The organism is Comamonas terrigena NBRC 13299, assembly GCF_006740045.1.
Taxonomy (GTDB): domain Bacteria; phylum Pseudomonadota; class Gammaproteobacteria; order Burkholderiales; family Burkholderiaceae_C; genus Comamonas; species Comamonas terrigena.
This window is the reverse complement of record NZ_AP019749.1, coordinates 4,481,975-4,496,245: the sequence shown is the minus strand read 5'-3', so window position 1 is coordinate 4,496,245 and position 14,271 is coordinate 4,481,975. Positions and strand designations below refer to the sequence as shown.

General features: G+C 67.0%; 11 protein-coding genes. 9 read left to right on the top strand and 2 right to left on the bottom strand.

The genetic code is table 11. The features are described 5' to 3' along the window. Positions 1-19 precede the first annotated feature (19 nt). Entirely contained in the window at positions 20-2,065 is a 2,046-nt protein-coding gene (gene tkt / locus CT3_RS20355) for a transketolase (RefSeq protein ID WP_066538001.1), read from the bottom strand. A 210-nt stretch (positions 2,066-2,275) separates the two neighbouring features. Here tkt and CT3_RS20350 point away from each other — a divergent pair, with 210 nt between their 5' ends. The 9 genes from CT3_RS20350 (at position 2,276) to CT3_RS20310 (ending at position 12,946) form a co-directional block, all read left to right on the top strand. Further along, positions 2,276-3,070: a nucleotidyltransferase family protein gene (locus CT3_RS20350; RefSeq protein ID WP_066537999.1), complete on the top strand. Its 795-nt coding sequence runs from the start codon at positions 2,276-2,278 to the stop codon at positions 3,068-3,070. Between the two features lie 142 nt (positions 3,071-3,212). Then, positions 3,213-3,959: a sulfite exporter TauE/SafE family protein gene (locus tag CT3_RS20345; protein WP_066537994.1), complete on the top strand. Its 747-nt coding sequence runs from the start codon at positions 3,213-3,215 to the stop codon at positions 3,957-3,959. A gap of 162 nt (positions 3,960-4,121) precedes the next feature. Continuing rightward, positions 4,122-5,504 carry an aminopeptidase P N-terminal domain-containing protein gene (locus CT3_RS20340; RefSeq protein WP_066537987.1) on the top strand — a complete coding sequence of 461 codons (1,383 nt, stop codon included), beginning with the start codon at positions 4,122-4,124 and terminating at the stop codon, positions 5,502-5,504. Between the two features lie 47 nt (positions 5,505-5,551). After that, positions 5,552-6,334 carry a CPBP family glutamic-type intramembrane protease gene (locus tag CT3_RS20335; protein ID WP_066537980.1) on the top strand — a complete coding sequence of 261 codons (783 nt, stop codon included), beginning with the start codon at positions 5,552-5,554 and terminating at the stop codon, positions 6,332-6,334. 61 nt (positions 6,335-6,395) lie between these two features. Then, the gene (pyk, locus tag CT3_RS20330) at positions 6,396-7,832 is read left to right on the top strand and encodes a pyruvate kinase (RefSeq protein ID WP_066538384.1); all 1,437 of its coding nucleotides are present in this window, start codon (positions 6,396-6,398) and stop codon (positions 7,830-7,832) included. Positions 7,833-8,070: 238 nt separating this feature from the next. Continuing rightward, positions 8,071-9,135, top strand: a complete 1,065-nt coding sequence (fba, locus tag CT3_RS20325) for a class II fructose-bisphosphate aldolase (RefSeq protein WP_066537977.1) — start codon at positions 8,071-8,073, stop codon at positions 9,133-9,135. Between the two features lie 232 nt (positions 9,136-9,367). Next, complete coding sequence (locus CT3_RS20320; RefSeq protein ID WP_066538383.1) at positions 9,368-11,071, top strand: long-chain-fatty-acid--CoA ligase; 1,704 nt, start codon at positions 9,368-9,370, stop codon at positions 11,069-11,071. 169 nt (positions 11,072-11,240) lie between these two features. Then, positions 11,241-12,047 carry an aspartate dehydrogenase gene (locus CT3_RS20315; protein WP_066537974.1) on the top strand — a complete coding sequence of 269 codons (807 nt, stop codon included), beginning with the start codon at positions 11,241-11,243 and terminating at the stop codon, positions 12,045-12,047. 149 nt (positions 12,048-12,196) lie between these two features. Next, positions 12,197-12,946 (top strand): 5'-methylthioadenosine/adenosylhomocysteine nucleosidase, encoded by a 750-nt coding sequence (locus CT3_RS20310; RefSeq protein ID WP_066537972.1) that lies wholly within the window; start codon positions 12,197-12,199, stop codon positions 12,944-12,946. A gap of 140 nt (positions 12,947-13,086) precedes the next feature. Here the strand turns inward: CT3_RS20310 and corA are convergent, their stop codons facing one another. After that, positions 13,087-14,073, bottom strand: a complete 987-nt coding sequence (gene corA / locus CT3_RS20305; protein ID WP_066537970.1) for a magnesium/cobalt transporter CorA — start codon at positions 14,071-14,073, stop codon at positions 13,087-13,089. Positions 14,074-14,271 lie beyond the last annotated feature (198 nt).

Sequence of the window (14,271 nt, the reverse complement as noted above, 5' to 3'; positions counted from 1 at the left end):
GTGGGCGTCTTGATCGTGATTACTTGTTGCGGCGCAAAGCCTCGCGCACGGTGTCGGCCACGTTCTCGGCGGTGAAGCCGAAGTGCTTGAACAGCACCGGTGCGGGAGCCGATTCGCCATAGCTGTCGATACCGACCACGGCAGCGCAGCCGTACTTCCACCAGAAGTCGGTCACGCCCATTTCCACCGCGATGCGGGGCAGGCCGGCGGGCAGCACGGACTGCTTGTAGGCCATGTCCTGGCGGTCGAAGGTGGTGGTGCTGGGCATGGAGACCACGCGCACGGCAATCTTCTTCTCGGCCAGCTGCTTCTGGGCCGCGAGGGCCAGCTGCACTTCGGAGCCGGTGGCGATGATCACGGCCTGGGCCTTCTTGCCCTTCAGGCCCACGTCCTTGGGCTCGGAGAGCACGTAGCCGCCGCAAGCGATGTTGTCCAGCGCGTCTTCGCTCTTGGGAGCGTAGGCCAGGTTCTGGCGCGACAGCAGCATGGCTGTGGGCCGGTTCTTCTGGCTGATGGCCACGGCCCAGGCCATGGCGGTTTCGGTGGTGTCCGCGGGGCGCCACACATCCAGACCGGGGATCAGACGCAGGCTGGCCGCATGTTCGATGGACTGGTGGGTGGGGCCGTCTTCGCCCAGGCCGATGGAGTCGTGGGTGAACACGTGGATCACGCGCTGCTTCATCAGCGCGGCCATGCGGATGGCGTTGCGGCTGTAGTCGGAGAAGGTCAGGAAGGTGCCTGCGTAGGGGATGTAACCACCATGCAGCGCCACACCGTTCAGGATGGCGGCCATGCCGAACTCGCGCACACCGTAGTTGATGTGGCGGCCGATCTTGCCTTCTTCGGTCTTGACCACGGCACCGTTGTCGTCCACGCGGAAAGCGGGGGTGGACTTGGTGTTGGTCAGGTTGGAGCCGGTCAGGTCGGCGGAGCCGCCCAGCAGTTCGGGCAGCGCGGCGGTCAGGCCTTCCAGGGCCAGCTGGCTGGCCTTGCGGCTGGCCACGGTGGCGCCGGCGTCATGCGCGTCGGAGGCGATCTGCGCGGCCACTTCGACGAAGTTGTCGGGCAGGTTGCCGGCCATGCGGCGGGTGAAGGCAGCTGCCAGCTCGGGGTAGTCCTTGGCGTAGGCGGCGAACTTCTTGTCCCAGGCGGCTTCGGCCTTGGCACCCTGGTCCTTGGCGTCCCAGTCGGTATAGACATCGGCGGGGATTTCGAAGGGGCCGTAGGTCCAGCCCAGTGCGGCGCGGGTCAGCGCGATTTCTTCGGCACCCAGCGGCTCGCCGTGGGCCTTGGCGGTGTCCTGGCGGTTGGGCGAACCCTTGCCGATGCTGGTCTTGCAGCAGATCAGCGTGGGCTTGGTGGCGCTCTTCTTGGCTTCGGCAATGGCGGCGTCCACGGCGTCCACATTGTGGCCGTCCACGGCGCGGATCACGTTCCAGCCGTAGGCCTCGAAACGCTCGGGCGTGTTGTCGATGAACCAGGGCGTGACCTTGCCGTCGATGGAGATGCCGTTGTCGTCGTACAGCGCGATCAGCTTGTTCAGCTTCCAGGCGCCGGCCAGGGAGGCGGCTTCATGCGAGATGCCTTCCATCAGGCAGCCATCGCCCAGGAACACGAAGGTGTGGTGGTCCACGATCGTGTGCTTGTCCTGGTTGAATTCGGCGGCCAGCAGCTTTTCAGCCAGGGCAAAGCCCACGGCATTGGTGATGCCCTGGCCCAGCGGGCCGGTAGTGGTTTCCACGCCCGGTGTCACGCCCACTTCGGGGTGGCCGGCGGTCTTGCTGTGCAGCTGGCGGAAGTTCTTCAGCTCCTGCAGAGGCAGCTCGTAGCCGGTCAGGTGCAGCAGGGCGTAGATCAGCATGGAGCCGTGGCCGTTGGACAGGATGAACCGGTCGCGGTTGGCCCAGTGCGGGTTCACAGGGTTGTGCTGGAGGTGGCGGCTCCACAGCGCCACGGCCATGTCGGCCATGCCCATGGGGGCTCCGGGGTGGCCGGAATTAGCTTGTTGAACAGCGTCCATAGCCAGCGCGCGGATTGCGTTGGCCATCATTTGGGTGTTTGCCATGGAGGGCAGCTCCGAGGGGTGAGTGTGCAAAGAGATGGGCGGGATTTTACCGATGTGGCTGCGGCGAGTTTCATACGGGTTACAGAGCCCCCTGTGCAGCGCGGGGGCTGCGCAGTCGGAAATCACGCTTCGGCATGGAAATGTGAGCGCCACAAGCCCTACAGTAGCGGCTGCGGTGCAGGCCTGACACCGCGCAAGACAGGACAGGACATGAGCTCTTTACCGGCAGAACCCCACTCCCGCGCTGCGATGCTGCTGGCCGCAGGCCGTGGCGAGCGCATGCGCCCGCTGACCGACACCACTCCCAAGCCGCTGCTGGCCGTGCGGGGCCGCGCGCTGCTGGACTGGCATGTGGCGGCGCTGCAGCGCGACGGCGTGGACCACATGGTGGTGAACACCGCCTGGCTGGGAACGCAGATTCCCGTGCACCTGAACGCGGCCTGGCCCGCGCTGGCGGCGGCCGGTGGCCTGCGCTATTCGCACGAAGGCGCGGATTTCGGCCATGCGCTGGAAACGGCCGGCGGCATTGCCCGCGCCCTGCCGCAACTGCCGCCCGTGTTCTGGCTGGCGGCGGGCGATGTGTTTGCGCCGGATTTCGTGTTCGATGCTGCGGCACACGACGCGTTTGCTGTCAGCAACGATCTGGCCCATCTCTGGCTGGTGCCCAATCCGGCGCACAACCCGCAAGGCGACTTCGGTCTGGCGGAAAGTGCGCCGGGCAGCGGCACGGGCCGCGCCGTAAACGTGCCGAAAACGCAGGCCAGCGCTGCGCTGGCGGCCTTGCCGCGCTATACCTACAGCACCATCGCATTGCTCAAGGCCGAACTGTTTGGCGCGCCCTGGTGCGACCTTCCCGCAGGCAACCCACAGGGTGGGGCCGCGCCGCTGGCGCCGCTGCTGCGCCGTGCCATGGATGCCGGGCGCGTGGGGGCCAGCGTCTACCGCGGCCTCTGGGTGGATGTGGGCACGCCCGAGCGGCTGGCCCAGCTGAATGCAGCAGCCTGAAAGGCAGAGCTCCTGTCGCTGACGCCGCAAACGTTGGCGTAATAAAAGTGGTGCAATGTGCCGGCCTGGTATCGCAGGCAGCTCCTGTTTTAGTTGAATTCCCCATGGGTGGCCGGGGCAAGCGCCGCCAACGGACAGGCATATGGATGTGGATTGGAGCACCTACGGGTGGTTGATAGCGGTGGTGGTCGTGGCGTCGGCCTGCCAGAACCTCACCGGTTTCGCCTTCGGGCTGATTTTTGTCGGCATGGCCGGTGCCCTGCACCTGATGCCGATTGCCGATGCGGCCAACGTCGCAGGGCTGCTGTCCCTGGTCAACGGCGTGGTGTACCTGCGCAGCCACCCGTTCCAGCCGCGCTGGGACATGCTCAAACCGATTCTGGCCAGCAGCCTGATCGGCGTGGTGGGCGGGCTGGCGCTGCTGCACTGGCTCAGCGGCGATCTGGTGAATGTGCTGCGCATGCTGCTGGGTGTGACCATCATTGCCTGCGCCATCGTGCTGCTGTTGCAGAAAAGCCAGCGCGCCACGCTGTCAGGGCCGGGCTCCATGTGGGTGGCGGGCGGTCTGTCCGGCCTGCTGGGCGGGCTGTTTTCCACCTCCGGGCCGCCCATGGTCTACCACCTGTACCGCCAGCCGCTGCCGGCGGCCCTGGTGCGCCAGTGCCTGCTGGTGATGTTCCTGGCCAACACCGTGCTGCGTCTGGGCATCGTCATTCCTTCGGGCGGATTGCGCTGGTCGTCGCTGTTCACGGCGGCCGTGGCCGTGCCGGTGGTCGCCGGCGTCACCTGGCTGCTGGCCAAATACCCGCCGCCGCTGTCCACCCGGGTACTGCAGTGGATGGTCTGCAGCCTGCTGCTGGTGGCCGGGGTGAGCATGCTGCTGGCGTGAGCCCCGGCGGGCTTTCGAGGGCCGCTTCCGGCACCTGCTGATCCCGGCGGGCATCCGTTGTGCGGGTGGCGGGTGGGGGCGGCGCCACAAATTTCGGCCCCTGGCGGCCTCCGGGCGGCCATCTGGCGTGCAGCGGGTCGCGGCAGCGCTACGATAGCTGCCATGACCTCTGTTTACGCCCAACGCCGCGCGCGCCTGGCTGCCCAACTGGGCGCCGGTGGCATTGCCATCATTCCCACTGCGCCGGAGCGGGGGCGCAACCGCGACAACAGCTACCTCTATCGGCACGACAGCTATTTCTACTACCTGACCGGCTTCACCGAACCCCAGGCCACGCTGGTGCTGGCGGCCGACGGCAGCAGCACGCTGTTCTGCCAGCCCAAGGACCTGGAGCGCGAGATCTGGGACGGCTACCGCCTGGGCCCGGAAGCCGCCGTGGCCAGCCTGGGAGTGGATGCCGCCTATCCCGTCACGGAGCTGGGCAGCCGCCTGCCGCGCCTGCTGGAGAACCAGGAGCGCGTCTGGTACCCGTTTGCCACGCACGAGGGCCTGGCCGCCCAGGTGGAAGGCTGGCTCACCGCCGTGCGCGCCCGCTCCCGCTATGGTGCGCTGTGCCCCACGGCGCAGGGCGATGTCTGTGCGCTGCTGGATGACATGCGCCTGGTCAAGGATGCCTATGAGCTGGATGTGATGCGCCGCGCCGGCGTGATCAGCGCCCGCGCCCATGTGCGTGCCATGCAGCGCTCGGCCCGCATGCTGCGTGCCGGCGAGGACTGCCGCGAATACCACCTGGATGCCGAGCTGCTGCACGAATTCCGCCAGGGCGGCGCCCAGGGCGTGGCGTATGACTCCATCGTCGCGGCAGGTGCCAATGCCTGTGTGCTGCACTACCGCGCCGGCAATACGCCGGTGCGTGCCGGCGAGCTGGTGCTGATCGATGCCGGTTGCGAGCTGGACAGCTATGCCAGCGACATCACCCGCACCTTCCCGGCCGATGGCCGCTTCACCGGTCCCCAGCGCGCGCTGTACGAGCTGGTGCTGGAAAGCCAGAAAGCCGCCATTGCCGTGACCCGTGCCGGCCGGCGCTTCAACGATCCGCACGATGCCACCGTGGCTGTGCTGGCCCAGGGCATGCTGGATCTGGGGCTGCTGGACAAGTCCACCTACGGTACCGCCCAGGATGTGATCGATGCGCGCGCTTATTTCCAGTTCTACATGCACCGCACCGGCCACTGGCTGGGCATGGATGTGCACGACTGCGGCAGCTATGTGGAGGCCAGCGAGCTGGGGCAGTCCAGCCAACGCAAGGATCCGCTGTCGGGCGAGACCATCACCAACCGCCCCAGCCGCATCCTGCACCCCGGCATGGTGACCACCATCGAGCCCGGTATCTATGTGCGCCCGGCGCCCGGCGTGCCAGAGCAGTTCCACCACATCGGCATCCGGATCGAAGACGATGCCGTGGTCACCGACGGTGACTGCGAGCTGCTGACGCGCGGCGTGCCGGTCGAGCCCGATGACATCGAAGCGCTGATGCGCGCCTGAGACCGTTCCGTGTTCGCTCCTCCCACCCGCCTGCCCTGCCAGTCGCCATGATGGACCCCGCCTCCGACGACGACGCTCCTGCTTCCCTGCCCGCCGAGGAACTGCGCCAGCCGCTGCGGCTGAGCCTGCTGCTGTGGCTGCTGGGCCTGCCCGGTGTGGTCGGCATGGCCTGGCAGGTGGGCCAGCGCCTGCCCAGCGGCCACCTGCCGGGCTGGGCCCTGCCGGTGATGGGCAGCGTGCAGAGCCTGCTGCTGCTGGCGGCGGCCGTGTTCTTTGGCGCCTGGCTGTCCCCGCGGGTCGGTCTGGGCGCGCCCATGCTGGGCTCCCTGGTGCAGCGGCGCGGCCGGCCGGTGACGGCGCTGCAGCAGATGTGGTTGCCCGGCGTGGCCGGCGGCGTGATGGGGGCGGCCTGGATGGTCACGCTGGCCCAGCTCACCCCGGATGCGCTGGCGCCGGGCGACCCGGTGCAGGCCTTGCCGCTGTGGATCAAGCTGCTGTACAGCGGCGTGGCCGAAGAGCTGCTGGTGCGCTGGGGCATGATGAGCGTGCTGCTGTTCGCCCTGTGGCGCATGCTGCAGCCGCGCGGCGGCGCTCCCCGCAGCGGGCTGGTGTGGACGGTCATCGCGCTGGCGGCCCTGCTGGGTGCCGCGTCCAATTTGCCTGCGGCCATGGCGCTGATGGGCGGGCTCTCCCCGGAGCTGCTGGCCTATGTGCTGCTGAACCACACCGTCTTCGGCCTGCTGGCGGGTTACATCTACTGGCGCCACGGGCTGGGAGCGGCCATAGTGGCCCATACCCTGGCCCTGGCACTGTCCCATGGGCTGACCTGATCCCCTGGCCCTTTCCCTTTGATAGCTGGAATCCATGAGCATCCCCGTCTCCTACACCCACCTGCAGGTGCGCCGCGCCACCAAGATTGTTGCCACCCTGGGCCCCGCTTCCAGCGAACCGGAACTGCTGGCCCAGATGATTGCCACCGGCGTCAACGTGGTGCGCCTGAATTTCAGCCACGGCACGGCCCAGGACCATATCGACCGCGCCACCATGGTGCGTGCTGCCGCCCAGCGTGTGGGCCGGGAAGTGGCCATCATGGCCGACCTGCAGGGCCCCAAGATCCGCGTGGGCAAGTTTGCGGCCGGCAAGGTGATGCTGGAAGCCGGCCAGCCCTTTGTGCTGGACGCTGCACGCGCCGAGCCCGGCGATCTGAGCGGTGTGGGGCTGGACTACAAGGAGCTGCCGCGCGATGTGAAATCGGGCGATGTGCTGCTGCTCAACGACGGGCTGATCGTGCTGACCGTGGACCGGGTGCTGGGCGATGCGGTCTACACCACGGTCACCATCGGTGGCGAGCTGTCCAACAACAAGGGCATCAACAAGCAGGGCGGCGGGCTGACGGCGCCTGCACTGACGGCCAAGGACATGGAGGACATCAAGACCGCCATGGGCCTGGGGGCGGACTATGTGGCGGTGAGCTTTCCCAAGAATGCCACCGACATGGAAATGGCGCGCCAGCTGTGCAGCGTGGCGGCGGCAGGCAGCGGCCACCGCCCGGGGCTGATCGCCAAGATCGAACGCGCCGAAGCCATTCCCCAGCTGGAGGCCATCCTGCGCGTGTCCGACGGCATCATGGTGGCGCGCGGCGATCTGGCCGTGGAAGTGGGCAATGCCGCCGTGCCGGCGCTGCAGAAGAAAATGATCCGCATGGCGCGCGAGATGGACAAGGTGGTCATCACGGCAACCCAGATGATGGAGAGCATGATCACCAATCCGGTGCCCACGCGCGCCGAGGTCAGCGATGTGGCCAATGCCGTGCTGGACGGCACCGATGCGGTGATGCTCAGCGCCGAGACCGCCGCCGGCAAGTACCCGCTGGAGACCGTGCGTGCCATGGCCGAGATCTGCGCCGCCGCCGAGGCCGCCGAGGAGCCGCGCAAGGATTCGGACTTCATGGACCGCCAGTTCCGCCGCATCGACCAGGCGATCGCCATCGGCGCGCTGTTCACCGCCCACCACCTGGGTGCCAAGGCCATCGTGGCGATGACGGAAAGCGGCTCCACCGCGCTGTGGATGAGCCGCCACCGCATCCACATTCCCATCTATGCGCTGACCCCCAAGGTGGCCACGCAGCGCAAGATGGCGCTGTTCCGCAATGTGCGCCCGCTGCTGATGGACACCAGCGCCGACCGGGACACTGCCCTGGAGCAGGCGGAAAACCATTTGCGCATGCGCAACATCGTGCAAAGCGGGGATGTCTACGCCATCACCTGCGGCGAGCCCATGGGCCAGCCCGGCGGCAGCAACATGCTGAAGATCTGCCAGGTGGAGTGAACCGGGGCGCCGGGCGCTGCGGCTGCGGGCCGCGCTCCGGCGCACTGCACTGCCAGGGCTTCTGGCCGCACGCCGGACCGGGAGGCGGCACCGTCCGACAGGGAGACCCCGCGCGGCCTTTCCCCTGCCGGTGCCACTGTGCGGGCAAATCGTTAAAATCGATCGGTTACCACGTGGTTACGGCCACGTTTCCTTGCGGCCACCGTGCCCTTGATCCACTTTTAACGGAACCACGACCATGCCTTTGATCTCGATGCGCGAAATGCTCGACCATGCCGCTGAAAACGGCTATGGCATCCCCGCCTTCAACGTGAACAACCTGGAACAGGTCCAGGCCGTGATGTCGGCGGCTGACGAAGTCGGCGCGCCCGTGATCCTGCAAGCCAGCGCTGGCGCCCGCAAGTACGCCGGTGAGCCCTTCATCAAGCACCTGATCCAGGCCGCTGCCGAGCAGTACCCCCACATTCCCCTGGTGATGCACCAGGACCATGGCACCACCCCCGAAATCTGCCAGGGCGCGCTGAACCTGGGCTTCGGCTCGGTGATGATGGACGGCTCGCTGATGAGCGACGGCAAGACCCCCTCGTCCTTCGACTACAACGTCGACGTGACCCAGAAGGTGGTGGCCATGGCCCACCAGATCGGCGCCACCGTGGAAGGCGAGCTGGGCTGCCTGGGCAACCTGGAAACCGGCGACGCCGGTGAGGAAGACGGCATCGGCGCCGTCGGCAAGCTGGACCACAGCCAGATGCTGACCGACCCCGAGGAAGCAGCCGTGTTCGTGAAGGCCACCCAGCTGGATGCGCTGGCGATCGCCATCGGCACCAGCCACGGCGCCTACAAGTTCAGCCGCAAGCCCACAGGCGACATCCTGGCCATCAGCCGCGTCAAGGAAATCCACGCCCGCATCCCCAACACCCATCTGGTGATGCACGGCTCGTCGTCGGTGCCCCAGGAACTGCTGGCCATCATCAACCAGTACGGCGGCAAGATGAAGGAAACCTACGGCGTGCCCGTCGAGGAAATCCAGGAAGCCATCAAATACGGCGTGCGCAAGATCAACATCGACACCGACATCCGTCTGGCCATGACCGGCGCGGTGCGCAAGTTCCTGGCCGAGAACCCCGACAAGTTCGATGCCCGCGAATGGCTCAAGCCGGCCCGCGAAGCCGCCAAGCAGGTCTGCAAGGCCCGTTACATCGAGTTCGGCTGCGAAGGCCAAGGCGCCAAGATCAAGGGCTACAGCCTGGAACAGATGGCCAAGAAGTACGCCGCAGGCGATCTGGCCCAGCTGGTCAAGTAAACCGGCCCTGGTGATGGCTGCCGGCGCTACAGGCTGTAGCGCGGCAAGTCCGGCACCCACCCACCCGCAGTGCGCAAGCCTGCGGGTTTTTTTGCGCCTGCAGCCGGGGCCAAGAGGTGGCGGCATGCAGCGCCTAGGGTTGCACCCTAGGGTAACCACAAGTACCGAACGGCCGTGCTTTTTATCAGAATGGGGGATCGCGTTAGAACAATACAGAGTGGAGACCCCGGGCATGACGACAGAGCGTCCATGGCTGGCAGCCTATCCCGAAGGCGTGCCAACAGATATCGACCCTTCGCGCTACACCTCGCTGGTGGCGCTGATGGAACAGGCCTTCAAGGCCTATGCCGATCGCACGGCCTACACCTATATGGGCAAGAACATTCCGTTCGGCCATGTGGACCGGCAAAGCCAGGCGTTTGCCGCCTACCTGCAGTCGCTGGGCCTGGAAAAGGGCGACCGCGTGGCCATCATGATGCCCAATGTGCCGCAGTACCCGGTGGCCGTGGCTGCCATTCTGCGCGCCGGCTATGTGGTGGTGAACGTCAACCCGCTCTACACCGCCCGCGAGCTGGAGCACCAGCTCAAGGACTCCGGCGCCAAGGCCATCGTCATCATCGAAAACTTCGCCCACACGCTGCAGCAGTGCATCGCCCAGACGCCGGTGCAGCATGTGGTGCTGTGCAGCATGGGCGATGAGCTGGGCCTCAAGGGCTTGCTGGTCAACTATGTGGTGCGCAAGGTCAAGAAGCTGGTGCCCCCGTTCCAGCTGCCCGGCGCCGTGGGCTACAAGACCGCCGTGGCCCAGGGCCGCAGCCGCCGCTTTGTGCCGGTGGCGGTGGGGTCCGAGGACATTGCCGTGCTGCAGTACACCGGCGGCACCACCGGCGTCAGCAAGGGTGCGGTGCTGCTGCATCGCAACATCATCGCCAATACGCTGCAGTGCGAAGCCTGGTTCAACCCGGTGCTGCAGGACATCCGCAAGACGGGCGAGCAGGTCACCAGCATCTGCGCGCTGCCGCTCTACCATATCTTCGCGTTCACGGTGAACATGATGCTGGCCATGCACACCGGCGGGCGCAACATCCTGATCGCCAATCCGCGCGACCTGAAAGCGGTGTTCAAGGACCTGCAGGGCGAGGTCTTCCACAACTTCCCGGCGGTGAACACCTTGTTCAACGGGCTGGCCCATCACCCGGACTTCAACAGCGTGGACTGGAGCCACCTGAAGGTCTCGGTCGGGGGCGGCATGGCCGTGCAGGGCGCTGTGGCCAAGCTGTGGCTGGAAAAGACCGGCTGCCCCATCGTCGAAGGCTATGGCCTGTCGGAAACCAGCCCCGTGGTCAGCTGCAACCCGGTTACGGCCAAGGAGTTCACCGGCAGCATCGGGGTGCCCAAGCCCAGCACCTATGTGAAGCTGGTGGACGAAGGCGGACAGACCGTCACCGAGCTGGGCAAGACCGGCGAGATCGCCGTCAAGGGCCCGCAGGTCATGGCCGGCTACTGGCAGCGTCCGGATGAAACCGCCAAGGTCACCACGGCAGATGGCTATTTCCTGACCGGCGACATCGGTGTGATGGACGCACGCGGCTACTTCAAGATCGTGGACCGCAAAAAGGACATGGTGCTGGTCAGCGGCTTCAACGTCTATCCCAACGAGGTGGAAGATGTGGTGGCCACCTGCCCCGGCGTGCTGGAGTGCGCGGTGGTGGGCGTGCCCGATGCCAGCTCCGGCGAAGCCGTGAAGCTGGTGGTGGTGCGCAAGGACGACAGCCTGACCGAGGCCCGGCTGCGCGAGTTCTGCAAGGAAAACCTGACCGGCTACAAGCGCCCCAAGGTGATCGAGTTCCGCACCGAACTGCCCAAGACCCCGGTGGGCAAGATCCTGCGCCGCGAGCTGCGCGACAGCACGCCGGCGGCTGCCGTCGCGGCCTGACGGCCATCTGCCCGCACCACGCGGGCGGTCACACCACCCGGGGAGCGTTCGCGCTCCCTTTTTTCATGGCGCTGGCGGTCAGGTGCTGTCCCATCGCGTACGCTTGAGCGCCATGCAGACCTCCACACCCCTTGCTGCTGCACCCCGGCAGCCTCCCCCTCCGTCTTTCATGCGCATTGCCCTGGTGGGCTGCGGCGCCATCGGCAGTGAAGTGCTGCAGCGCCTGCCGCAGCTGTCCGGCCTGCAGGGCCTGCGGGTGGACTGGGTGCTGGCCCGCCAGCCGCGTCCCGACGTGGTGGACTGGCTGGCGCAGCATGTGCCCGGCGCCCAGCTGCTGCAGGCGCTGCCGGAGGATGCACGGCCCGATCTGCTGGTGGAATGTGCCGGCCACAGTGCCATTGCCACCCATGTGCTGCCGGCGCTGCGGCGTGGCATTCCCTGTCTGGTGGTGTCGGTCGGCGCGCTGGCGGCGCCCGGTCTGGTGGAAGAGCTGGCCGATGCGGCCCGGCAGGGGGGCACACGCGTGCAGCTGCTGCCCGGTGCCATCGGTGCCATCGACGCACTGGCCGCGGCCCGCGAAGGGGGGCTGGCGCAGGTGACCTACACCGGCACCAAACCGGCAGCGGCCTGGAAGGGCACGCCGGCCGAGACGGTGTGCGATCTGGCGGCGCTGACGGCACCGTTCTGTTTCTTCCAGGGCAGCGCGCGCGAGGCTGCGCAGCAGTACCCGCGCAATGCCAATGTGGCCGCCACCGTGGCCCTGGCCGGCCTGGGGCTGGACGACACCGAGGTCCGGCTGGTGGCCGATCCGCAGTGCAGCGAGAACCGGCACCAGATTGCCGCCCAGGGGGCGTTCGGGCGGTTGTCGCTGGAGCTGGCGGGCCAGCCGCTGGCGGCCAATCCCAAGACCTCGGCGCTGACGGTGTTCAGCGTGCTGCGGGCCTTGCGCAACGCCGTGGCACCACTGGCGATCTGAAACCCGCCGCCCGGCAGCCACGCCCCCGCTGGGCGAGAATGGCGGGCTGTGCCGCACCGGGGTTCTGCCGGTGCGCTGCGCCCGAAACTCCGGCGGCGCCTGCGCCCCTGCTGCGCAGGCGCCGCCGACTTGACCTGTGAAGAACTGCCATGGCCCTTGCCATCCTCAGCGCCCTGCCCGAAGAACAATATGGTCTGCAGCACCTGCTGACGGATGCCCGGACCGTGCGCCGCGCCGGACGGGATTTCACCCTGGGCCGGTTGCACGGCCGCAGCGTGGTGCTGGGGCTGACCGGCATCGGCAAGGTGGCCGCAGCCACCACGGCCACGGCCGTGATGGAAGGCTTTGGCGCCCAGCAGCTGCTGTTCACCGGCGTGGCCGGTGGGGTGGGGGCGGGCGTGCAGGTGGGCGATGTGGTGGTGGCCCAGCAGTTTCTGCAGCACGACATGGACGTGCGCCCGCTGTTCCCCCGCTGGCAGGTGCCCGGCTATGCGGCCCCCACGCTGGCCTGTGATGCGGTGCTGAGCGCCGGTTTGCTGGCGGCCGCACAGGCCTGTGTGGCGCAGGCGGCAGCGTGGAACGAGCCCTTGCTGGCCGGCAACGTGCCGCGCGCCCATGCGGGGCTGGTGGCCAGCGGTGACCAGTTTATCGTCTCGGCTGCGGTCTCCGGCCAGATCACGGCCGATCTGCAGGCCGCCGGCCATGTCCCCCTAGCGGTGGAGATGGAAGGTGCGGCCATTGCCCAGGTCTGCGCCGACTATGGCGTGCCGTTTGCCGCCGTCCGCACGATCTCCGACCGTGCGGACGACAGCGCCCATGTGGACTTCCCCGCCTTTGTGCAGGCCGTGGCCAGCCGCTACGCGCTGCAGATCGTGCAGCACTGGGTGCAGCTGGGGTGATGCGCCGTGCGCCGCGGGAGCGGTGCCGGCACCGCGAATCCCGGTGCGGGTGCGCGGATCACACGCCGTGCCGCGCCGCACGCTAGGCGTGCCCTCCCATGAGGGAGGGGCAGGGCGCCACAGGTGGTGCCAGGGGCGCTTTACTTGAGCCAGCCGCGCTTGCGGAAGTACAGCATGGGCCCGACGGCGCTGAGGATCATCAGCCCCACCACATAGCCATAGCCGAACTCCCACTCCAGCTCGGGCATGAACTTGAAGTTCATGCCGTACACGCTGGCAATCAGCGTGGGAGGCAGCAGGGCCACGCTGGCCACCGAGAAGATCTTGATGATCTTGTTCTGGTTGATGTTCAGGAAACCGACCGTGGCGTCCATCAGGAAGTTGATCTTGTCGAACAGGAAGGCGGTGTGGCTGTCCAGCGATTCAATGTCGCGCAGGATCTGGCGCGCGTCTTCGAACTGCTCGGCATTGAGCATCTTGGAGCGCATCATGAAGCTCACCGCACGGCGCGTGTCCAGCATGTTGCGGCGGATGCGGCCGTTCAGGTCTTCCTGGCGGGCAATGTCGGACAGCACGCCCTGGGCGTGGTCGTCGGTCATATTGCCTTCCAGCACCTGGGCGCTGACCTGCTTGAGGTCGTCGTAAATGCCTTCCAGCGTGTCGGCGGAGTATTCGGCATCGGCATCGAAGAGCTTGAGCAGCACTTCCTTGGCCTCTTCGATCAGCCCCGGCGCGCGGCGGGCGCGCAGGCGCAGCAGGCGGAAGACGGGGATGTCTTCCTCGTGGATGGAAAACAGCACGCCGCAGCTGTTGAGCTCGGTATTGTGCTGGTTCAGGATGAAGGCCACGCGCACGCTGCGCGGGTCGTCTTCGTCGTCCACCAGAAAGTCGCTGCGGATGTGCAGTTCGCCGTTGTCTTCTTCGTAGAAGCGGGCGGATTCTTCGATGTCTTCGTCGGTGGCGTCTTCGGGGATCGACAGGCCGTAGTGCTGCTTGACCCAGCGCTTTTCATCGACCGTGGGCGACTCCAGGTCCACCCAGATCGGCTGGAACTGCGTGAGCTCTTCCAGCGATTCGATTTCGACTTGAACCAGCCGTCCATTGGACAGCGTAAAGATGTTGAGCATGACGGCTCACTCCCATGGCTTGTTCTTGCAGTGTGCGGTGCGGGGTGCGCTTCCGGCTCCACGGCACTGGCCAGGGAGGCGGAAGCTACCAACTCGGGTAGGTTTCCACGGAGATATCTCCTCAATGTGACAAGCCGGCGATTATGCCTCTGGCACCGCTTTTGTGCAGTGCAACGGACATCACCGGATGGGCGGTTT

Bases quoted from the DNA above. Each gene is read 5' to 3' on its own strand.
- CT3_RS20315 (WP_066537974.1), top strand. From the start codon at position 11,241: ATGCGCATTGCCCTGGTGGGCTGCGGCGCCATCGGCAGTGAAGTGCTG.
- fba (WP_066537977.1), top strand. From the start codon at position 8,071: ATGCCTTTGATCTCGATGCGCGAAATGCTCGACCATGCCGCTGAAAAC.
- CT3_RS20320 (WP_066538383.1), top strand. From the start codon at position 9,368: ATGACGACAGAGCGTCCATGGCTGGCAGCCTATCCCGAAGGCGTGCCA.
- CT3_RS20345 (WP_066537994.1), top strand. From the start codon at position 3,213: ATGGATGTGGATTGGAGCACCTACGGGTGGTTGATAGCGGTGGTGGTC.
- CT3_RS20340 (WP_066537987.1), top strand. From the start codon at position 4,122: ATGACCTCTGTTTACGCCCAACGCCGCGCGCGCCTGGCTGCCCAACTG.
- tkt (WP_066538001.1), bottom strand. From the start codon at position 2,065: ATGGCAAACACCCAAATGATGGCCAACGCAATCCGCGCGCTGGCTATG.
- CT3_RS20350 (WP_066537999.1), top strand. From the start codon at position 2,276: ATGAGCTCTTTACCGGCAGAACCCCACTCCCGCGCTGCGATGCTGCTG.
- CT3_RS20310 (WP_066537972.1), top strand. From the start codon at position 12,197: ATGGCCCTTGCCATCCTCAGCGCCCTGCCCGAAGAACAATATGGTCTG.
- corA (WP_066537970.1), bottom strand. From the start codon at position 14,073: ATGCTCAACATCTTTACGCTGTCCAATGGACGGCTGGTTCAAGTCGAA.
- CT3_RS20335 (WP_066537980.1), top strand. From the start codon at position 5,552: ATGATGGACCCCGCCTCCGACGACGACGCTCCTGCTTCCCTGCCCGCC.